The organism is Paraburkholderia sp. A3BS-1L, assembly GCF_051125215.1.
Taxonomy (GTDB): Bacteria; Pseudomonadota; Gammaproteobacteria; order Burkholderiales; family Burkholderiaceae; genus Paraburkholderia.
Window position 1 is genome coordinate 1,367,179 of sequence record NZ_CP120443.1, and the last position, 20,670, is coordinate 1,387,848.

Genomic DNA, 20,670 nt, shown 5'->3' on the forward strand with positions numbered 1-20,670 from the left:
TCTAGCCATGCTTGCCTATATCGTCAAACGGACCCTGGGCGCCATCCCCACTCTGGTGCTCGTCACGATCGCCGTTTTCCTGTTCGTCCACGTGCTGCCCGGCGACCCTGCGCGTCTCGCAGCCGGCGCGGAAGCGGACGAAGCAACCGTGACCCTCGTGCGCCACCAGCTTGGCCTGGACCTGCCGCTGCCCGAGCAGTTCGTGCGCTATTTCGACAACATGGTGCATGGCGATCTCGGCGAATCGCTGCGCACGCGGCGTCCCGTGTCGCGCGAAATCGCCGAGCGCTTCATGCCCACTTTCGTGCTCACGCTGACCAGCATGGTGTGGTCCGTGCTGGTTGGACTCGTGATCGGCGTGATCTCGGCGGTCTGGCGCAATCGCGCGCCAGACGCGATCGGCATGACGCTCGCGGTGTCCGGCATTTCTTTTCCGGCTTTCGCGCTCGGCATGGTGCTGATGCAGATCTTCTCGGTGCAGCTCGGCTGGCTGCCCTCCATCGGCGCGGGCTCCTGGCGCAACTACATCCTGCCCTCGATCACGCTCGGCGCCGGCGTGGCGGCCGTCATGGCGCGCTTCACGCGGGCCGCGTTCGTCGAGGTGATGAAAGAAGACTACGTGCGCACCGCGCGGGCCAAGGGGCTCTCCGAGCGCATCGTGGTCGTCAAGCACACCTTCCGCAACGCGCTGATTCCCGTCGTCACGATGATGGGGCTGCAGTTCGGCTTTCTGCTCGGCGGCTCGATCGTCGTCGAATCGGTGTTTGCCTGGCCGGGCATGGGCAGCCTGCTGGTCGACTCCGTGAACATGCGCGATTACCCCGTGATTCAAGGGCTGATTTTGCTCTTCTCGATCGAATTCATCGTAATCAATATCGTGGTGGATGTGCTGTACGGACTCATCAATCCGGCCATCCATTACAAGTAAAGGATGCGAACATGAGTCAAGTCCAAACCCCGGCGCTTGCCGCGACCGCCGTGCCGGCTGGCCGCGTGCGCACCCCTTCGCGCGAATTCTGGCGCAAGTTCCGCAAGCAGAAGCTCGCCCTCGCTGCGGGCGCTTTCGTGCTGCTGCTGCTCGCCATTGCGATTCTCGCGCCCTGGATCGTGCCGTTCGATCCGGAGAACTACTTCGACTACGATGCGCTGAACGCGACGCCCTCGTGGGTCCACTGGATGGGCGTGGACGCGCTCGGGCGCGACGAGCTGAGCCGCATCATCATGGGCTCGCGCATCTCGCTCGCGGCGGGCTTCGTGTCGGTCGCGCTCGGCGCGGTGGCGGGCACCGTCATGGGTCTGCTGGCCGGCTACTACGAGGGCTGGTGGGACCGCATCGCCATGCGCATTTGCGACGTGCTGCTCGCCTTCCCCGGGATCCTGCTCGCCATCGGCGTGGTGGCCGTGCTGGGCTCCAGCATGGCCAACGTGATCATCGCCGTGGCGGTGTTCAGCGTGCCCGCCTTCGCGCGGCTCGTGCGCGCGAGCACGCTGTCGATCAAGCACATGACCTATATCGAGGCCATGCGCAGCGTGGGCGCGTCCGACTGGGTCATCCTCTTTCGGCACATACTCCCCGGCACGATCTCGCCGATCGTGGTGTACGGCACCATGCGCATCGGCACGTCGATCATCACGGCGGCCAGCCTCTCGTTTCTCGGCATGGGCGCGCAGCCGCCCACGCCCGAGTGGGGGGCGATGCTCAACGACGCGCGCGCGGATATGATGCTCGCGCCGCACGTGGCGATTTTTCCGGCGCTCGCGATCTTCATGACCGTGCTTGCGTTCAACCTGCTCGGCGACGGCCTGCGCGACGCGCTCGACCCCAAACTCGATCGATGATTCCTGCTGGCTCCGGCGCGAGTCATCGGCACAACCCACCCATGTCCGTACAACAACCGCCGGCCCACGCGGCTGGCTTTCCCTCCCCCTGCTCCGGCGACGCGCCGAGAGTGGGCGTGCTTCCTTCGGGGCCGCGCGATTCGATCGGCGACGTAGCCGGCGTGCGCGTGGGCCACGCGACACTCCAGGACGGCGCGCATCAGACCGGCGTGACGGTGGTCGTGCCGCACGAGCGCGACGTCTTCCTTCACAAGACGCCAGCCGCTGCCGCGATCATCAACGGCTTCGGCAAGAGCGTCGGGCTCATGCAGCTGGATGAGCTCGGCGTGCTCGAAACGCCCATTGCGCTGACCAACACGTTCTCCGTCGGTACGCTGGCCGCCGCGCAAATTCGCGCCGCCGTGAGCCGCCATCGCGAGATCGGCCGCAGCTGGCCGACGTTGAGCCCGCTCGTGTTCGAGTGCAACGACGGCTACCTCAACGACATTCAGGCGATGGCCGTTAGCGCAGAACACTACGCACAAGCCTGCGACGCCGCCGCGCCGGAGTTCGCGCAAGGCTCGGTGGGCGCGGGGCGCGGCATGAGCTGCTTCGGTCACAAAGGCGGCATAGGCTCGGCGTCGCGCGTCGCCACGCTTGCCGACGGGCGCGAGTTCGTCCTCGGCGCACTCGTGCTCGCCAACTTCGGCCGCCTGGAAAACCTCACCATTGCCGGTCAGCCGCTGGGCCGCAAACTCGCCGCCATCGAGAACGAGACCGACGACGATCGCGGCGGGCCGGAGAAAGGCTCGATCATCATGATCCTCGCCACCGATGCGCCGCTCGACGTGCGCCAGCTTGGTCGCGTGGCGAAGCGCAGCGCCGCCGGGCTTGCCCGCACGGGCTCGGTCTACGGCCACGGCAGCGGCGACATCGCGCTGGCCTTCAGCTCGGCCTACCAGATTCCGCATCTACCGGACACGCCGATGCCGGCGCTGAGCATGCTGCACGAAACTCAGCTGGACGCGCTGTTCGAGGCGTGTGCCGAGGCCGTGGAGCAGGCCATCGTGCATGCCATGTGGCGCGCCGCTTCGGTGACGGGACGCGATGGCCACTACCGCCGCTCGATAACGGAGGCCGTGCCCGACTGGCGCCGCCTCGCCGACATGAACTCCAGCGAGAACTGAGCCTTGAAGATTCTGATTTCCACCGATATCGAAGGCGTGGCGGGTGTCACGCACGCCGAGCAAACGCACAGCGGCAACCCCGAATACGAACGGGCGCGCGCGTGGATGACCGAAGAAGCTAACGCCGCCATCCGCGGCGCCTTCGAGGGCGGCGCGACGCAGGTATTCGTCAACGACTCGCACGGCAGCTTTCGCAACCTGCTGCTGGACCGGCTCGATGCCCGCGCGCAAACCATTACCGGCAAGCCGCGCTATCTGAGCATGATGACCGGCGTGGATCTCGGTTGCGACGCCGTCTACATGGTCGGCTATCATTCGCGCGCGCAAACCCAGGGCGTGCTCGCACACACGATCAATAGCTTTGCATTCCGAAACGTATCCGTGAACGGCCAGCCGTTCGGCGAGGCGCATCTATATGGTGCGCTGGCCGGCGAGTTCGGCGTGCCGGTGGCGCTGCGCTGCGGCGACGACGTATTCCTGGCGGAGACGGACTCCGCGTTTCCCGGCTCGATCGGCGTGCAGACCAAGCGCGCCCTGGGCAACGGCGTATGCCTGAGTCTCGCGCCGGAACGCGCCTGTACCTTGATCCGCGAGGCCGCGAAGGCGGCCGTCGCGAACATCGCGGACTTGCGGCCGTTCACGGTCGCGCGCCCGATCGAGTGCGAGCTGACGACGCAAACGCCGGCGTTGGCCGACCTGTTCTGTCAATGGCCGCAGCTGCAGCGCACCGAGGCCAGCGCACTGCGCTTTAGCGCCGAGAGCATGCAGTCCGCGGTGCGGATGCTCAACTCGCTCTCGGCGATGTCGTTCATGTTGCGATAGGACCGCCCTCGCCCGTTGAACGCGTCGTCGAGGTGCTCGCACAACGTGCGTCGCCCGTAACGGCTGGCGGCGCTAATCGATCGAGGTGGCGAAGTGCGTGCGTCGAGCTTGCCGGGCGCATCCGGAAGGGATCGCGGGAAATTTTTGTCGACACTACTATGCCGCCGACTATAATGCCAGACGGTAAATTCGATGAATATCGTTTCCGCTTTGCGCCATGGCCCGAAATAAAACGCAAAATCTGCCCGACCTTTCTGCACTTCTTACGCCAAAGAATTCACTGATGCTGGCCGTCGAGCGAGCGGTGCTGCGCGGGCAGGACTGGGCGGCCGCATCGGTGCCAATTGCCGAGCAGATCGCTGCCCGGCTGGCCGGGGTCATTACGCTCGATCTGGTGAAATCCGGGCAACGCCTGCTGGAAGCGGATATCAGCGAAGTGCTGCACGTGAGCCGCGCGCCCGTGCGCGAAGCGCTGCGCATACTCGAGCGGGATCGCCTGGTTGAGTTTCAGGCCCGACGCGGAGCGATAGTGACGGCACCCGACGAAAACGAGCTGCGGGATATTTTCCGTGTGCGCAGCGTACTTTACGTCACGATGCTCGAACAGGTGGCGCGCGAGAATCCCTCGGAGCTCGAGGCATTATTGACCGAATATGTGCCGAGGCTGGCCAAGGCGGCCGACGAATCGGTGGACGCCTACGCAGTGGAAAGCTTCCAGTTGAATTTCGCCACCATCAGTCTGTGCCGCAACCGGCTGCTGGTCGATATCCTGCACTCCATCTCGTTGCGCACGTTCCGTTACGTCCGGCTGGGACTGGTGGCGGCGCCTCAATCGATGCGCGCCTCCCTGAAAGTCTGGCGCGCGCTTCAGAAGGCCGCTATCAAGCGAGACAGCGAGTTGCTGCTGAGTCTCGCCGCCTCGCGCCTGGACGAGGCAAGAGATGCAGCGGTTAGTGCGATTGCCGCAAAGCCCGCTGGCGCTCGCAGCACGCGTGCTGCGAAAATCCCGTCCGCCAAAGGGAAAACCGCCCCTGCGCAATAAGCGGCTCCCTTGGGCCATATCCTGCACTCAGGCCGCAGTGCCGGTGCTCAGGGTATCGGCGAGGGCCGGCGCCGCATCCGGTTGAACATCGGAGATCCTGGCCGCGTCGGTGTCGTAGCTGCGCATTGCGATGACGAAAAAGATCGCAGCCAATACGCTGCACAGCGGAATGACGGTGAGCGCGTGCTGCAACCCCCAGCGGTCCGATAAGGCGCCCGCGAGAACGGGCCCCACGGCCAGACCAAACACGTTCTGAAATAGGGAAAGCACCGCGGCACCCGTCGAGCGCACGCCTGGGTGAACGACGTCCATGGCGACACCTGCAACCACGCCGACGGTACAGTTCATGAAAAAGCCGCCAAGGACGATCAGCTTGAACTGAATAGCCGCCGCGTAAGTACCGCCGAACGCCGCCACGAAAATCACCGAGGTGACGAGGCAGAGCGCGGAGAGCGCGGGCAGCTTGTTGCGCGGTTGGCGACGTGTCAGGCGCCCCACCACGAAGCCCCAGAGCGTGCAGCTGAGCGCGCCGACCAATACCACCACCGCCGCCGCCTTGCCCGCGGCTTCCGGCGTCATGCCGTGAAAACGGTTCAGATAGCTGGGCAGCCACGACCACATGGCCGATACGGTGATCAGTTGAGCCGACGCGCCCGCGCACACCCACAGCAGCGTGCGCGTGCGCGCCAGCGCGCCGAAGATGCGCTTGAGCGTCAGCCCGAGCGACTGATTGGCCGGGTTGGGGTCCGGCGTTAGCGCGACCGTCTTGTAGTCGCGTACGAGCAGATAAAACAATGCCAGCACGAGCCCCGGCACACCGACCACCCCGAATGCGGCTTTCCAGCCCCACCTGGCCGCGATCATCCCGCCCAGCACCACGCCCAGCACCGAACCCAGCGATGGCGCGGCATAGAAGGCGCCGAGCGCGGCGCTGCGCGAGGACTTGGGAAAGAGCGTCGAGATCAGGGCGACGCCCACCGAACCATAGCCTGTTTCACCTAGCCCAACCACTGCGCGCGCCATGAACAACTGGCTATAGTTGGCCGTGAACATGCATGAGATCGTAGCCAGACTCCAGGTGACGGCCATCACGACGATGCTCTTCACACGGCCCATGCGGTCCGCCACCAGCGCGACCGGCAATCCCCCCGCGCCCACCACGATCGAGACGACCGAGACCAGCGAGCCCAGCTGTTTGTCGCTCAGATGCCATTCGCTCTTGATATGAGGAAAGAGCGAAACGATCACCTGCCGGTCGATAAAATCGAAGAACATGAGCGCGAAGGTCATCGCAAAGGCAAACCAGACCTGCCGCCTGCTCGTCAGGTAGCCGCTGTTTTCGCTGGCCGCGCCGGCCTCGGAGTCGTTGGGTATCACGTTCATGCTTGTCTCCCGGGATTGATGAGGTACGCGACGCTTACCCGCGTCGTGCTTCAGCGATATGGCACCGCCGGCCAACGAGGTACACCGCGAGCGGCAGCGCGGCCGCGACCGGAAGCCAGCGCAATGCGCCTTGAAGCCCCACCGCATCCGCTACCACGCCGGTGACAAACGGACCCGCGGCGAGACCGAGAATATTGTTGAAAAGCGTGAGCGTCGCGAATGCCGAGCCATGGATTGCCGGCGGTGTCGCGCCTGCAATGATCGCGCTGCAGGTGCCGAACGAACTGGCGAGAAACAACACCGCGGGTGCGAGGAGCGCGAGTTGCAGATTGCCCGGCGGCAAGCGGAACGCGATTGCCAGCAGGAGGCCCAGCATGAGGCAATAGGCAACCGCCATGTTCCAGCGCTTGAGCGAAGACTCGCCGCTGATCCGGTCGGTCACCACGCCGCACAGAAACTGTCCCAGACCGCTGACAAGGACAAGGCCGGCCGCCACCACGGCTGCCTTGCTGACAGGCATGCCCCAGTAGCGATTCAGGTAGCTGGGCAGCCACACGAAAAGCGTCCCTTGAATGAAGATCTGCAGCGCACTGCCGAGGTACGCACAAAAAACCGAGCGCGACGGAAACAGGCCGGCAAACAGCGTTCGGGGCGTCAGCTTCACAGGTTCATGCAGCGGCATTGCTTTCGCCTCGACTGGATGCGCATGGGCGAGTCTTTTTTCCGTCACGACAAAGAAGTAAATAGTCACCAGCGCAAAACCGAAAATCGCCATGAGCGCCATCGAATAACGCCAGCCAAAGCGGGCCGCAATGATGCCGGAAACCGAAACGCCGAACACCGACCCAAAAGCAGCGGCAGACGTAAAGCCGCCGGCGATGGTCGAGCGCAGATTTCCCGGAAAGATGCTCATGAGCATGGCGAGTCCGACACTTCCGTACGCCGCTTCGCCGACACCGACGAAAATGCGCGCGACGAGCATTTCGTGGTAGCTGCTCGCAATCGCACATCCGAGCGTGGCCAGACTCCAGAGTGCAGCCATCAGGGCGATGCTCCTGGCACGCCCCCAGCGGTCCGCAATCAGCGAAAACGGCAGGGTCAGGACGCCGACCGCCAACGGCACCACGCCGCTAATCGAACCGAGTTGGGTGTCGGACAGCCGCCACTGGACTTTCAATATCGGAAACAAGGCATTGAGCGCCTGCCGCGACATGTAGTCGGACAGCAAGAGGCAGAACATCAATGCAAATACCACCCATGCGTAGGCTCGGGCGTCACGGCTCACCGAACCTGATTCGGCCGTCACTGAATTAACTGTATAAAGGGTCAATTTTGTCTCCTCCAGTCGCGAATTATTTATGAGCGCATTAATTGAAAGGCACGTGCATACGTTGCGGGCCGCATGGCCTTTCGCTCACGGCAAACCCGCTTTCAGCCGACGCTCCGGCAATGGCGCGTATTGCAGCGTCCCTGGCAGTGTCCAGACGCGAGGCCGCAAGGCAAAGCAGTTGTGTGTTGTCCCGCTTGAGCGCAGCGCTGTGCAGATCATTCCAGTCCCTTAACGACGCGAGAATCGACTGAGGCACCGCCACGAATCCCAGCCGGACGTAACGCAGGATTCGCAATGAAAGTGAATGCAGGAGATCGACCAGAAGCCGGTTTCCGCACAAGCTCACCGTGGCGAAATTCAGAAGAAAGCTTTCTACTGCGTACGCGTCGGCCGACTCCGCGGCTGCCCTGGTTAATCTGGGCATATGCATGCCCAACAACGCCTCGAACCCGGCCGGATTTTCGCGCGCCACTTGTTCGAGCATCGAGAGATAAAGCACGCCGCGCACGCGGAAAATATCCCGCAGCTCGTTTTCGTCGGGTGCCGTCACGATGGCTCCGCGCCGGGCCTGAAACTCGATCAAACGGTCCCGCTCGAGCATGCGCATCGCTTCGCGCACGGGCGCGCGGCTGACTTGCAGCACCTCGCTGATATCGTTCTCCAGCAAGCGCTGCCCCGCTTTCACCAGGTCCAGCGTAATGACCCCGGCCAGCCGGACTGCGATCTGCTGCGCAATCGGCGCTGCGGCATACACGCCGTCCTGCCCGCGCAGCACGGCCCGCTCGACGGCCAGCATGAGAGAATTTTTCGGCGTGAGAAGCGTGGAAAAATCGGGAAGGTTCGGGGTTTTGTTTCGGGCCATGGCCTGGGAATACGCAAATTGCTCAATAAGGCGTATCGCCCTCGATGCCCGCCCGCTCCATTTTGCGAGGCGCCGGCCAGTAATCCATGACCGCGTAGTGCTGGGTGGACCGGTTGTCCCACACCGCAACGCTATTCGGCTTCCAACGGAAACGCACCTGATACTCGGGAATCGAAGCCTGGCTTTGCAGATAATTCAACAGAAGGCTCGCGCCTGGTGTCTTGTCCAGACCGTAACGCACGTTCTCGGCGGTGTGGTAATTGACAAAATGGGTGGTGAAGCTACTGACGTACAGGATCTTCTCGCCAGTTTCCGGGTGCGTGCGCACGACAGGATGTTCCACCTCCGGATTCTGCGCCGCGAGTTTCCTTCGCTCTTCGGGATCCATTGCCGCGCCGAACGAGTGTTCAATGCTGCTTTTCGCTCTCAATCCCTCGATGCGTTTTTTGACTTCATCAGGCAGTTGCTTATAGGCCTCGACCATGTTGACCCAGATGGTGTCGCCGCCCACTTCCGGGCACTCGACACAGCGGAGCACGGCCCCCATGGAAGGGTTAGGACGCCAAAGCCCGTCGGTGTGGTAATTGTTCTCGTAAGGGTTCTTTGCTTCCGAGCGATAGATTCGCACGAGCCCCGGGTGTTCCGGATCGCTTCCCGCAACGGGATGATCCTCGAGTTTGCCGAACCTGCGCGCAAACGCGACATGCTCTTCCCGTGAGAGATCCTGGTCGCGGAAAAAAAGGACCCGGTGCTTGAGCAGCAACGCCTTGATTTCCGCAAACAGCGATGCATCCCGGGATGCATCGCCGAGGCTCACGCCAGCCACCTCGGCGCCGATGCATGCCGTCAATCTTTCTACTTTGATCATGAATGATGTCTCCTTGTATCTGGCGGGGTTTCCGCAGCATCTCCACGGTCGCCGCCCCTATACCCGTGGCGGCTTGCCCTGCGAAGCCCTGAAGTTTTGCTGTACTTGTTGTTGAACAAGATATCAGCAATATTTATTTATGTCGACATAAATTGAAAGATTCAGGGGCCGTGGCTGGCCACCCGGATTTGCGGCGGCATCATGAAGCTGGCTGACAAGACGTGTCAGGGCCGACCCCATCCCATCGGCCCCGGCTTGCGTCTCCTACTGGCCGAACGGCCGCTGCACCGTGAGCTTGCTAGTCACTGAGGTAACCCCTGCGACGCCCTTCACGATTTCGACAACGGTGTTGATCTGCGAAGCGTCCGAAACGGTTCCGCTGATCGTCACGGCGCCGCCTTTCGCGGTGATGCCGATGTTGCCCGCGTCGATTTCCTTATGCTTTGCGAGCGTCGCGTACACCTTGCGTTTTAGCGCGCGATTTGCCTGGCGTGTGGTTTTGGCCGTCGCGCCGGCAGAGGCGCTGGGCGGCGCGACAGCCGATGCCGCTGCCGGCGTCCCGTCCTGCGCCCAGGCGCTGATCAACACCATTGCAATCGCGACACCGAGCGCCGCCCTGAGTCCGTGCATCATCTTCATCGTCGTTCTCCGTTTCGTGCTCGAGTCATCAAAAGCTATGGCGCAGGCCAATCATTGCTGCCGTGGTCGATACGCCCGGTGCGACGGGCTGGCCGTACATGATCGTCTGGTTCATGGCGCCGCGGTTGGCGACATATCCGACCTGCGCGGAGAGGATCGTCCGCTTGGACAGGCTGTAATCCGCGCCCACTGCAAATTCACTCGAGTGGTTCGCCGAGTCGTTGCGATCCTTCAGGTAATAGAACCCGGACGTCACCCTGAAGTACGGCGTGAACTGATAGCCGAGGCCGCCGGATATCATTTCGTAATCCGATCGTTTCGTGTTCGAAGGATTTTTGCCGATGCCGTATGACGCCGATACCGAGATTCCCCGGAAGGTGTACTTCGCGCCGAAATAGTAGAAGCGGTTGTTGTCGAGCCCGGTCGGCGTGGCCGCCGCAAGGTTCGTGTCGTGGGCGTTGTAGTAGACGGCGGACAGATTGAGACCGTAGTTCGAATACCTGAGCACCGCGGATTCGCGCGTGCCGCCCTGAATCTGGCCCGGCACGCCTCCCGGCGCGTACTCGAGCGCGGCCGACGCGCCGTGGAATTTCGGCGACTGGTACACCAGCGCATTGCTGTCGTACAGCGCACCGATCGGCACGTTCGTGTTCGTGCCAGGCCAGCCGGCGGCCTGGTTCAGTCCGAGCCAGGCGCCCAGGATGCTGCCGAAGTACTCGGCAGCACGAACGTCGGTATCAGCCATTGCATAGATCATTGGCGTGTACTGCCGCCCGGCGTCGAAGGTGCCGAACGGCCCGGAGACGCCGACGGTCGCCTGCTGGTTGAACACCGCGGCGGCCCCGGTCGTGTCGGCCAGTCCAAGCTTGCCGTTGCTGCTGTTGAACACGCCCTGCATGCGGAAGTTGACCTTGTAGCCGCCACCGACGTCCTCGGTCCCCTTGATGCCCCAGAAGCTTCCGTAGAGGCTGCCGTCCTTGATGCCGAACACATGCCCGTTGTTGTGCGCGTTCGGCGCGAACGACGACGCAGCCGTGCTTTGATAAAAGAAGCCCGAGTCAATCGCGCCGTACAACGTGACCGATGATTGCGCGTGCGATGCACTGGCGAATACCGCGAGTACCGCTGCGCCGCCCCACTTCAATTTCATTGACGTCTCCTCTGCTTTTGTGATGGCCGGGCAAACCCGGCCGGATACGGATAGCGCGATCATCGTCTATATTTTTTGATGTCGACATTAATGTTTATACCGAGTCGGGTCGGGAGACAGATCAAGACATGGGCTTGCGGCAACAGATTCCCTTCTGATATTTATGTCGACATTATTGTTTGGTGGGGATACACTCCGATCCACAGTGCCCTCGCAGCGGTCGCAGCCGTTCTGCAGGCCACCCGTGTTCTGACGACCTCACATCTCAATCCGGAGATCCATCACCATGAACTTTCTTGACGGCCACCTGTACCCCGAGAACCAGCAGCCTTTGATCATCACCGCCGCGCCCTATGCGCCGGGCTGGATTCCCTCGGACTTTCCGGAGGACATTCCTGTCACGATGGAGGAGCAGATCCAGAAGGCGGTGGATTGCTACGAAGCGGGCGCCACCGTGCTGCATCTGCACGTGCGCGAACCCGATGGCCGCGGCAGCAAGCGCCTGTCCATGTTCAATGAACTGATCGCCGGGGTGCGCGAGCGGGTGCCGGAGATGGTGATTCAGGTGGGCGGCTCGATCAGTTTCGCGCCCGAGTCCGAAGGCCAAGCCGCCAAATGGCTCAGCGACGATACCCGCCACATGCTGGCCGAACTCGATCCCAAGCCCGACCAGGTGACGGTGACCGTCAACACGACACAAATGAATGTGACGGAGCATGCCGGGGTGGATGATTTCAGGGGCGTTTCGCGGGGCTTCCCGAATCTTTACGCCACCTACAAGGACATGATCGTTCCCTCGAACCCCAGCTGGGCCGAGGAGCATGTTCGGCGCTTGTCGGCCGCCGGGATCCAGAGCGAGTTTCAGGTCTACAACATCAACAGCTTTGAGACCATCGAGCGGATGATCCGGCGCGGCGTATACAAAGGACCGCTGGTGATGAACTGGGTGGCGATCAGCGGCGGCATGGATCAGGCGAACATCTTCAACCTCGCCAACATGCTGCGTGCGGTGCCCGATGGCGCGGTGGTCACGGTGGAAAGCTCGGTGCTCAATGTGCTGCCCGTGAACATGATCGGGATCGCGCTGGGTCTTCACGTGCGCTGCGGCATCGAGGACGTGCTCTGGAACCAGACCCGCACGGGCAAGATGAGCTCCGTCGAGCAGATCAAGCAACTGGTGCGTATTGCGGGCGAGTTCGGCCGCCCCATCGCGACCGCGAAACAGGCACGCGAGATCATGAAAATCGGCGTCTTCTACGACACGGCCGAGGAGACGCTGCAGGCCAACGGCTTCGCGCCCAATCGCAACGGCGGCAACCAGGGCTTCCTGCGCAAGCCGGACTGAAGCCTTCAAGAAACCATGGAACAGGAGAAAGCATGGCAAAAGTCGTCAAGTTTTACGAAACAGGTGGTCCTGAGGTTCTGCGTTTCGAAGACGTGGACGTGGGAGAGCCGGGGCCGGGCGAAGTACGCATCCGCCACGTGGCGGTGGGTCTGAATTTCGCCGATACCTACTTTCGCGGCGGTACGTACGTGGTCCCGCTGCCTGCCGGCCTCGGCAACGAGGCTGCCGGCGTGGTCGAGGCCATCGGCGCCGGCGTGACCGATTTCGCGGTCGGCGACCGCGTGAGCTACACGGGCTTCATCAACACGCTGGGCGCGTACAGCACGGAGCGGCTGATTTCCGCAGAACTGTTGATCAAGCTGCCGGATGCCATCAGTTGCGAGGCGGCGGCGGCCATGACGATGCGAGGCCTGTCCGCTGCCTACCTGGTGCGCCGCATCTACCCTTTCAAGGCGGGCGACGCCGTGCTGCTGCACGCGGCCGCGGGCGGGGTTGGCCTGATCGTTTCGCAGTGGGCCAAACTGCTCGGGCTGACGGTGATCGGCACCGTGTCCACCAGTGCCAAGGCCGAGGTCGCGCGCGCCCACGGCTGCGATCACACGATCAACTACAGCCATGAAGATGTGGCCAAACGCGTGCGGGAATTGACTGGCGGAGCTGGCGTGTCGGTGGTCTTCGACAGCGTCGGCAAAGACACCTTCATGTCCTCGCTCGACTCGCTCAAACGCCGCGGCCTGATGGTCTGCGTCGGCACCGCATCGGGCAAGATCCCGCCATTCGATCCGCAAATTCTCGCGCGCAAGGGCTCGGTGTACCTGACTCGCCCCGGACTCGCCGACTACATCGCCGATCCCGCCGAAAAGGCGGAACTGGTCGAGGAGCTATTCGGCCACGTGGCTGCCGGACGCATCCGCATCGAGATCAACCAGCGCTATGCGTTGCAGGACGCGGTGCAGGCACATCGGGACCTCGAAGCAAGAAAAACCACGGGCTCCTCCATTTTCGTGGTGGAGTGAGGGTTATTGCGGAACGGCGACGGAACCGCGCTGGAACCGCAGAAGCCGGGATCGATACAAGGTCGTCCGCCGTTCGCCTGGAACACGGCCGCCTTGCCTCGATCGCTGGGTTCGCGGTTCATTTGCCGTTCGTTCAGGGTTAAGACCGCGTATCGCTGTACTCGGCACGATACAGTTGCCGCTTGGGCGCACGCGTACGCTGCCGGGTCTCCCAGCCTTCGGCGAGCCCCACCTCGGCATTCGACGGCGGCAGCATCGGCTTGCCACGCACGAGATCGGAGGCGCGCTCGGCGAGCATGATGGTCGGCGCGTTCAGGTTGCCGTTGGGCTCGGTCGGGAATACCGAGGAGTCGATCACGCGCAAGCCCGTCATGCCGCGCACACGCAACTCGGAGTCGACCACGGCCATGTCGTCCTCGCCCATCCGGCATGAGCCGCACGGATGCATCGTGCTTTCCAGATTCGCCCGCACGAAGGCGTCGATTTCGTCGTCGGTTTGCACGTCGGGGCCGGGCGCGAGCTCGACATCGCGGAAACGGTCCATCGCCGGCTGCCCGATGATCTCGCGCGTGAGCCGCACGCAGCGCCGGAAGCCCTCGCGGTCCTCCTCGCGGTCCAGATAATTGAAGCGGATCTCGGGGTGCGCGTACGGGTCGCCCGACGTGAGCCGCACATGCCCCCGGCTCCTGGGCTTGTTCGGCCCGGTGAGCACCATGAAGCCGTGCCCCTTGAACGGCTTGTCGCCGTCGTAGCGCATCGCGGCAGGCAAAAAGTGGAACTGAATATCGGGCCAGCGCAGCCCCGCCTCGGAGCGGATGAAACCGCCGGCCTCGAAATGGTTGCTGGCGCCGAGACCATCCTTGAACAGCAGCCAGCGCAAGCCGATCAGGAACTTGTGCCACGGGTCCATCTGGCCGTTGAGCGTGACGGGCTCCTTGCAGCCGTACTGGATGTAGATCTCGGCATGGTCCTGCAGATTCATGCCAACGCCTGGCAGAGCGTGCCTGACCTCCACGCCCGCCGCGCGCAATGCGTCGGCAGGCCCGATGCCCGATCGCTGCAGCAGATGCGGCGAGCCGATCGGCCCCGATGAAATCAGCACTTCGGCGCGGCAGCGCGCCGTGTGCGTGACGCCGCCCCGGTCGTAGACCACGCCGACCGCGCGCTTGCCCTCGACGATCACCTGCCGCGTCATCGCATTCGTGACCACGTGCAGGTTGGGACGGCTCATGGCCGGGCGCAGATAGGCGTTGGCGGTGGACCAGCGCACGCCGTCCTTCACCGTCATGTGCATCGCGCCGAAGCCTTCCTGCATGTGTCCGTTGCAGTCGTCGGTATGGATGTAGCCCGCCTGCACGCCCGCTTCGATCCATGCGCCGTACAACGGATTTTTCATGTTATTGCCGTTGTTGGTGGAGAGCGGCCCGCTCGAGCCGCGATACTGGTCGCCGCCGAACTTGTAATTCTCGGCGCGGCGAAAGTACGGCAGGCAGTTGCGGTAGCCCCAGCCGCGCGCGCCCAGTTCCTCCCATTCGTCGAAGTCGTACGCATGGCCGCGAATATAGACAAGGCCGTTGATCGACGACGATCCGCCCAGCACCTTGCCCCGCGGACAGTGCAGTTGGCGTCCGTTCAGATGCGGCTCCGGCGCGGTCTGGTATTTCCAGTTGAACTTGCGCGTGTTCATCGGCATCGAAAACGCGCTCGGCATCTGGATGATGATGCTGCGGTCGCTGCCGCCGTATTCGAGCACCAGTACGCTCACGGACGGATTCTCGGTGAGGCGGTTGGCCAGCACGCAGCCCGCCGATCCCGCACCCACGATGATGTAGTCGTATTCCCGGCTTTCCATGATGAATTCCTGATTCGTTATCCTGACGATATCACGCTCAGAAGCGCTGCTCGCCCGTGGTGTACTGAGGCATGGTCTTTTCGATGTGCGAGATCAGCGCGTCCTCGCGGCGCAGATCGAGCGAGCGGCTCAGCACGTAGTACGCGATGCCCGAGACGAACAGACCGACCAGCCACGCGAGGTCCACGCTTCCCATCGCTCGCGCGAACGGGCCGACATAGACTTCGTTGGCGCCGTCGAAGATGCAGAAGAACGGGACCATTGCGGCGAAGCCAATGGCATACGACATCAGGCCGCGCGCGCCCCACATGCCGTAGATGTTGTCCTGCGGCAGGAAGAAGTGCGGGATCGCGTAGCGGCCCTTGCGCACGAAGAAGTAGTCGGTGAGGTTGACGGCCGTCCACGGCACGAGGAAGTAAAGCATCACGACGAGATAGATGTTCAGGACCGAGAGCCCCTTGCCCGACGTATAGATGCTGAGTGCGACCCCGAGCTGCAGCACCACGACAAAGAGAATCGCCAGTACGCGCACCCGGGGCGTAGGCTCGATCTTCCTGAACGAATCGAGGCCCGTGATCGCCGTGAGTTTCGCGCTGTAAATGTTCATCGCTATCACGGGAAGGAACGCCACGATCGTGATCGCCACCACCACGCTGCCGAGTCGCGGCGACAGATCGCTGCCCACCTGGTTGAGCGCCACCAGCACGTCGGTGGCGTGCAGGTGGTCGCCGAGCCAGCCGCCCACCGCGATCATCCACGCCCCCGAGAGCGACGCTCCGAGGAACACCGCGGCGATCAGCCGGCCGCTCGGCGTGTTCTTCGGCAGATAGCGCGAATAGTCGGACACATAGGGCGCATAGGCGATGTTGTAGCTCGCGGCGGCGGCAAACTGCGTGATGAAGCCGGTCAAGGTGAAGCCGAGCGGCGCGGGCGGCGGCGTGCCGGGCAGCGCTGCCGGCAGCGGCAGATCGGGCACCCAGTGCATGAGCACCGCCAGGGTGACGAGGCCATACAGCGGCAGCGAGAGATACAGCGCCCATTTGAAGCTGCGATGCATCCAGTCGTGCCCAAGAATCGCCAGAATTGCCGCAGGCACGGTGACGACGAGCGCAACCTTGAGCGGATCCCAGCCGAACAGCGCCTTGAGTCCCTGCATCATCAGCACGAGGTTCACGATGTTGAAGCCCGCGAACACGAACAGCGTGGCGAGCAGCACGAGCACCACGCCGCGATAGCCGAACTGCGCGCGCGACTGGATCATTTGCGGCAGGCCCAGATGCGGGCCCTGCGAGCCGTGAAACGCCATGAACAAGGTACCGAACATGATGCCCAGCGTGCCGGCGACCGTTGTCCATAGCGCGCTCAGTCCGACGCTCGGCCCCACGAAGCCAATCGTCATGGTGAAGAACGTGAAGTTGCCGAGAAACCAGAACGGTCCCTGGCGCGATAGCCGGTCGGTGCGCTCGGTTTCCGGAATGAAATCGATCGAATGCCCCTCGATCGCGCCATGCTCGCCGGCGGCGGCCGTTGGCGCTGCGATCGTTGCTGCGACTCTGTCGTGTGCTTCCATCGTGTGCCCCATGTCGTAATGGACGATGCTGCGTAAAGATAAGCTTGGGTAAGATGCGAGAGAGGCCCCGCCCTACGCGTCGTTCAGCGTGATCCAGACGGCTTTCGTCTCCATCAGCGAGTCGAGCTGCTCGGCGCCGAGGTCCTTGCCGAAGCCCGACGCCTTGAAGCCGCCGAACGGCATCGCCGGATCGATCGTGCTGTGCGCGTTCACGTAGACGCTGCCCGCGCGCAGCTTCGGCACCAGCGCATGCACGCGGTTCAGATCCCGCGAATAGATCGCGGCGGCGAGTCCATAGGGCGTGTCGTTGGCGAGCGCAATCGCCTCGTTCACATCGTCGAACGGCGCGCTCACGAGCACGGGGCCGAAGATTTCTTCCTTCACGATGCGCATGTCCGGTCGGCAATGCGCGAATATCGTGGGCTGAACGAAATAACCCGAGCCTTCCACGTTGCGCCCGCCATACACCAGTTCCGCTCCTTCGCGCCGGCCGGTTTCGATCCAGGACGTCACGCGCGCCTTTTGCTGCGCCGAAACCAGCGGGCTGATGAAGCAATCGCGATCGAGGCCCGGCGCAATCTTGAGCGTGCGCGTGTAGTCGATCAGCGCGGCGAGAAAGCGCTCGTGCACGCCGCGCTGCACGTAGAGGCGGCTGCCCGCGTCGCACACCTGCCCCGAGTTGAAGAACATGCCGTTGGCCACCGCGCGCGCGGCGGCCTCGATGTCCGCGTCGTCGAGCACGAGCACCGGGGACTTGCCGCCCAGCTCCAGCGTGACGCGCTTGACGCCGTCGACCGCCGCGCTGCCGACGCCGCGCCCCACCGCCGTGGAGCCGGTGAACGTCACTTTGTCGATGCCGGGATGGCGCGCCATTGCCGCGCCGATCACGGTGCCGCGCCCGGTCACCACGTTCACCACGCCATCGGGAATGCCGGCTTCCTGCACGAGTTGCGCGAAGCGCAAGGTCGAGAGCGAAGTCAGCTCCGCGGGCTTGATCACAGCCGTGCAGCCCACCGCGAGCGCCGCGGCCAGCTTCCACGCCAGGGTTTGCAGCGGAAAATTCCACGGCACGATGATGCCGACCACGCCCACCGGCTCCTTGCGCGTATAGGCCAGATAGTGGCCGGGCAGCGAAGGCTCGACGGTGCGGCCGTGCAGCTTGGAAGCCCAGCCCGCGAAATAGCGCCAGGTGTCGATGGTGCCCTGGATGTCCACGTCGCGCGCATTCGCGACCGACTTGCCGACGTCGATGGACTCGATCTCGGCGAGCTCGTCGGCGTGGGCCTCGATGAGATCGGCGAGGCGGTGCAGCAGGCGCTCGCGTTCGAGCGGCTTCAGACGCCGCCAGGCGCCGCAGTCGAACTGCGCGCGTGCCGCAGCGACCGCGCGATCGAGGTCGCCGGTCGTGGCGAGCGGAATCTGCGTGATGACGCCTTCGGTGGAGGGCTCGACCACGTCGAGCATCTCGCCCGCGCCGCCCGCCACGAACGCCCCGCCGATCAGCATGCGCTGCGGCTGCTCGAGAAAGCGCCGCGTCTCCTCGCGCACGCCGAACTGCTCCAGATAGTTTCGTACGATGGATTCCAAGGTTGTCTCCTGATCTCGCGCGCCGTCGTGCCCTCGCTGCGCGCGTGTTGACGTTGGGTGCCGCTATCCGCAGGGAGGCCTCAGCGCGGCCGCTGGCTGCGCGCGTGAAAAATGAAGCCGATGGAATTCAGCAGCAACTGCGCCGCGAGAATCGGCGTGACGCCCGCCGGATCGTATGCCGGGGCCACCTCGACGAGGTCCATGCCCACGACGTTGCCGTGACTGCGGCGGGCCAGCCCCTGGATGATTTCGAGCACCTCGTAGTAGGTGAAGCCGCCGTGGCTCGGCGTGCCCGTGCCCGGCGCGATGGACGGATCGAAGCCGTCGATGTCGATCGTGATGTAGTAGGCGCGGCCCTCGGGAATGCGTTCGAGGACGCCTTGCGTGCCGAGCCGGCGCACGTCGCGCACGGACAGAATGTCCGAGCCCGCTGCGCGCGCCGCATCGTAGTCGCTGCGGTTCGACGAAGAAACGTTGCGGATGCCGAGTTGCGTCATGCCGCTGATATGCTGCATTTCCGAGGCGCGCCGCAGCGGATTGCCGTGCCCGTAGCGCACGCCATGGCGCTCGTCGACGAAATCCAGATGCGCGTCGAAGTGCACGATGTGGATGGGACCGCGGCCCTCGAACGCCTGAATCACCGGTGCGTGAATCGAATGATCGCCGCCCAGCGTGATGGGCATCGCGCCGTTCGCGAGGATCTTGCGCACGGCGCTTTCGATGTTGGCGTTGCTCGCCGCCATGTCGGTGTGGACAATGTCGGCGTCGCCTACGTCCACCATGCGGACTTGATCGCGCGTCAGATAGAGCGCGTCGTCTTCGTGGTCGTATGCGCCCGCATGGCCGAACGAGAACAGCGTGGATGCCTCGCGGATGCTGCGCGGCCCGAAGCGCGCGCCCGAGCGCCATTGCGTGCCCATGTCGTTGGGGGCGCCAAGAATTGCCACATCGGCGTCGATGCGGTCCCAGTCGAGGCAGACCGGCGATTTCGCGAAAGTGCAATGTCCCACGAACGGCAAGTCCAGCCGTCCGCTTTCGTACGTATTGCCCGGCATGAGTGTCTCCGTGTGTGATCCGCTGGCTGATCCAGTCAGTAATCGGTGAACGACCCGGTTTCTGCCGGGCCGCCGCTTTGAGACACTATGTGCGCATTATTTTTGACCAAAAATCCCGGGTATCAGATGTTCATATCGGAATATCCGAAGCAAGCGATTATGGAGAACGCGGGCAATGATGCAACTGCAGGACGTCGATCTCAAACTGCTCAGGGTTTTCATGCATGTCGTGCGCTGCGGCGGCTTCTCCGCGGCCCAGGCGACCCTGAACGTGAGCCAGTCGACCATCAGCGAGCAGATGACCACGCTGGAAACGCGCCTCGGTCTCAAGCTGTGCGAGCGCGGCCGCGGCGGCTTCCGCCTGACCGAGCACGGTCTTGCCACCTATGAGGCGGCCCAGCGACTGCAGGTGGCCGTCGAGGCGTTCTGCATGGACACGGACGCGCTCAAGCAACATATCGCCGGCAGGCTCTATCTGGGCATCATCGACAACACGGTGACGGACCTCGCCTCGCCGCTGCCGCGGGCCTTGCAGAAGTTCGTCTCGCGGGGCGACGACGTGCATGTCGACGTCTACGTCGGCACGCCGGCGGAACTCGAAGAGCGCGTGCTCGACGGCCGGCTCCACGTCGCGATCGGCCACTTCCCGATTCACGTGCCGGGGCTCGCCTACACCGAGCTCTATCTCGAGCCCGATGGGCTCTATTGCGGCAAGGGCAATCCGCTCTTTGCCGGGGCACGGGAAAACGGCATTCAGATCGAAGCCATTGCCACGAGCCGCATCGCCGCGCGCGGCTACCTGCAGCAGCACGACCTGAAGATGCTGAGTGCGAGCAAGGCTGCGGCGACCGTCGACAACGTCGAGGCGCAGGCGATCCTGATTCTCTCGGGCGCATATATAGGATTCCTTCCAAATCACTACGCGGCGCGCTGGGTCGAGCGCGACGAGATGCGGCGCATCGGCCCGGAGCAGTTCGGCATGCAGTCGCCCTTTTGCGCGGCGACGCGCCGGGCCTCTGCCGTACCTTCGATTTTGCAGGCCTTCATGGTGGACCTGCACGAAGTCTGGGTGCATGAACACGCGGACCAGCACGCGGACGAAAAGCCGCCCGCGCGCCGCAAATAGCCGCGCCGCCCGCGTGCT

18 protein-coding genes are annotated in these 20,670 nt (G+C 63.6%); 8 read left to right on the plus strand and 10 right to left on the minus strand.

Annotation, left to right across the window (positions count from 1 at the left end):
• Positions 1-7: 7 nt before the first annotated feature.
• From gsiC to P5W99_RS21400, 5 genes are all read left to right on the plus strand, one after another.
• Positions 8-928: a glutathione ABC transporter permease GsiC gene (gene gsiC / locus P5W99_RS21380; protein WP_421025403.1), complete on the plus strand. Its 921-nt coding sequence runs from the start codon at positions 8-10 to the stop codon at positions 926-928.
• An 11-nt stretch (positions 929-939) separates the two neighbouring features.
• On the plus strand, positions 940-1,839 hold the full coding sequence (gene gsiD, locus P5W99_RS21385) for a glutathione ABC transporter permease GsiD (protein WP_421025404.1): 900 nt from the start codon (positions 940-942) through the stop codon (positions 1,837-1,839).
• A 41-nt stretch (positions 1,840-1,880) separates the two neighbouring features.
• Complete coding sequence (locus tag P5W99_RS21390; protein WP_434662846.1) at positions 1,881-3,005, plus strand: P1 family peptidase; 1,125 nt, start codon at positions 1,881-1,883, stop codon at positions 3,003-3,005.
• Between the two features lie 3 nt (positions 3,006-3,008).
• A complete protein-coding gene (locus P5W99_RS21395; RefSeq protein ID WP_434662848.1) occupies positions 3,009-3,827 on the plus strand; it encodes a M55 family metallopeptidase in 819 nt (272 codons plus the stop codon).
• A 217-nt stretch (positions 3,828-4,044) separates the two neighbouring features.
• Positions 4,045-4,869 (plus strand): GntR family transcriptional regulator, encoded by an 825-nt coding sequence (locus P5W99_RS21400; protein ID WP_421025407.1) that lies wholly within the window; start codon positions 4,045-4,047, stop codon positions 4,867-4,869.
• Positions 4,870-4,896: 27 nt separating this feature from the next.
• Here P5W99_RS21400 and P5W99_RS21405 read toward each other — a convergent pair whose 3' ends face one another.
• From P5W99_RS21405 to P5W99_RS21430, 6 genes are all read right to left on the minus strand, one after another.
• Positions 4,897-6,252, minus strand: coding sequence for an MFS transporter (locus P5W99_RS21405; protein ID WP_421025408.1), 1,356 nt, complete (start codon positions 6,250-6,252; stop codon positions 4,897-4,899).
• Between the two features lie 34 nt (positions 6,253-6,286).
• Positions 6,287-7,582, minus strand: a complete 1,296-nt coding sequence (locus P5W99_RS21410; protein WP_421025409.1) for an MFS transporter — start codon at positions 7,580-7,582, stop codon at positions 6,287-6,289.
• Positions 7,583-7,619: 37 nt separating this feature from the next.
• The gene (locus tag P5W99_RS21415; protein ID WP_421025410.1) at positions 7,620-8,444 is read right to left on the minus strand and encodes a GntR family transcriptional regulator; all 825 of its coding nucleotides are present in this window, start codon (positions 8,442-8,444) and stop codon (positions 7,620-7,622) included.
• A gap of 22 nt (positions 8,445-8,466) precedes the next feature.
• Positions 8,467-9,312, minus strand: coding sequence for a TauD/TfdA dioxygenase family protein (locus P5W99_RS21420; RefSeq protein WP_421025411.1), 846 nt, complete (start codon positions 9,310-9,312; stop codon positions 8,467-8,469).
• A 264-nt stretch (positions 9,313-9,576) separates the two neighbouring features.
• Positions 9,577-9,951, minus strand: a complete 375-nt coding sequence (locus P5W99_RS21425; protein ID WP_421025412.1) for a BON domain-containing protein — start codon at positions 9,949-9,951, stop codon at positions 9,577-9,579.
• Positions 9,952-9,979: 28 nt separating this feature from the next.
• On the minus strand, positions 9,980-11,101 hold the full coding sequence (locus P5W99_RS21430) for a porin (RefSeq protein WP_421025413.1): 1,122 nt from the start codon (positions 11,099-11,101) through the stop codon (positions 9,980-9,982).
• A gap of 286 nt (positions 11,102-11,387) precedes the next feature.
• On the opposite strand from P5W99_RS21430, the gene P5W99_RS21435 reads away from it, so the two are divergent.
• Together P5W99_RS21435 and P5W99_RS21440 are read left to right on the plus strand one after the other, a co-directional pair.
• Positions 11,388-12,446, plus strand: a complete 1,059-nt coding sequence (locus P5W99_RS21435; protein ID WP_421025414.1) for a 3-keto-5-aminohexanoate cleavage protein — start codon at positions 11,388-11,390, stop codon at positions 12,444-12,446.
• Between the two features lie 32 nt (positions 12,447-12,478).
• Entirely contained in the window at positions 12,479-13,462 is a 984-nt protein-coding gene (locus P5W99_RS21440; protein WP_421025415.1) for a quinone oxidoreductase family protein, read from the plus strand.
• 139 nt (positions 13,463-13,601) lie between these two features.
• On the opposite strand, the gene betA is transcribed toward P5W99_RS21440, so the two are convergent.
• The 4 genes from betA to speB all read right to left on the minus strand — a co-directional run bounded on the left by betA (position 13,602) and on the right by speB (position 19,526).
• Positions 13,602-15,314 (minus strand): choline dehydrogenase, encoded by a 1,713-nt coding sequence (betA, locus tag P5W99_RS21445; protein WP_421025416.1) that lies wholly within the window; start codon positions 15,312-15,314, stop codon positions 13,602-13,604.
• A gap of 37 nt (positions 15,315-15,351) precedes the next feature.
• Positions 15,352-16,884 carry a purine-cytosine permease family protein gene (locus P5W99_RS21450; protein ID WP_421025417.1) on the minus strand — a complete coding sequence of 511 codons (1,533 nt, stop codon included), beginning with the start codon at positions 16,882-16,884 and terminating at the stop codon, positions 15,352-15,354.
• Between the two features lie 72 nt (positions 16,885-16,956).
• On the minus strand, positions 16,957-18,471 hold the full coding sequence (locus tag P5W99_RS21455; protein ID WP_421025418.1) for an aldehyde dehydrogenase family protein: 1,515 nt from the start codon (positions 18,469-18,471) through the stop codon (positions 16,957-16,959).
• Positions 18,472-18,551: 80 nt separating this feature from the next.
• Positions 18,552-19,526, minus strand: a complete 975-nt coding sequence (gene speB, locus P5W99_RS21460) for an agmatinase (RefSeq protein ID WP_213302973.1) — start codon at positions 19,524-19,526, stop codon at positions 18,552-18,554.
• A 175-nt stretch (positions 19,527-19,701) separates the two neighbouring features.
• Here speB and P5W99_RS21465 point away from each other — a divergent pair, with 175 nt between their 5' ends.
• Positions 19,702-20,652 (plus strand): LysR family transcriptional regulator, encoded by a 951-nt coding sequence (locus P5W99_RS21465; protein WP_421025419.1) that lies wholly within the window; start codon positions 19,702-19,704, stop codon positions 20,650-20,652.
• Positions 20,653-20,670: the final 18 nt, after the last annotated feature.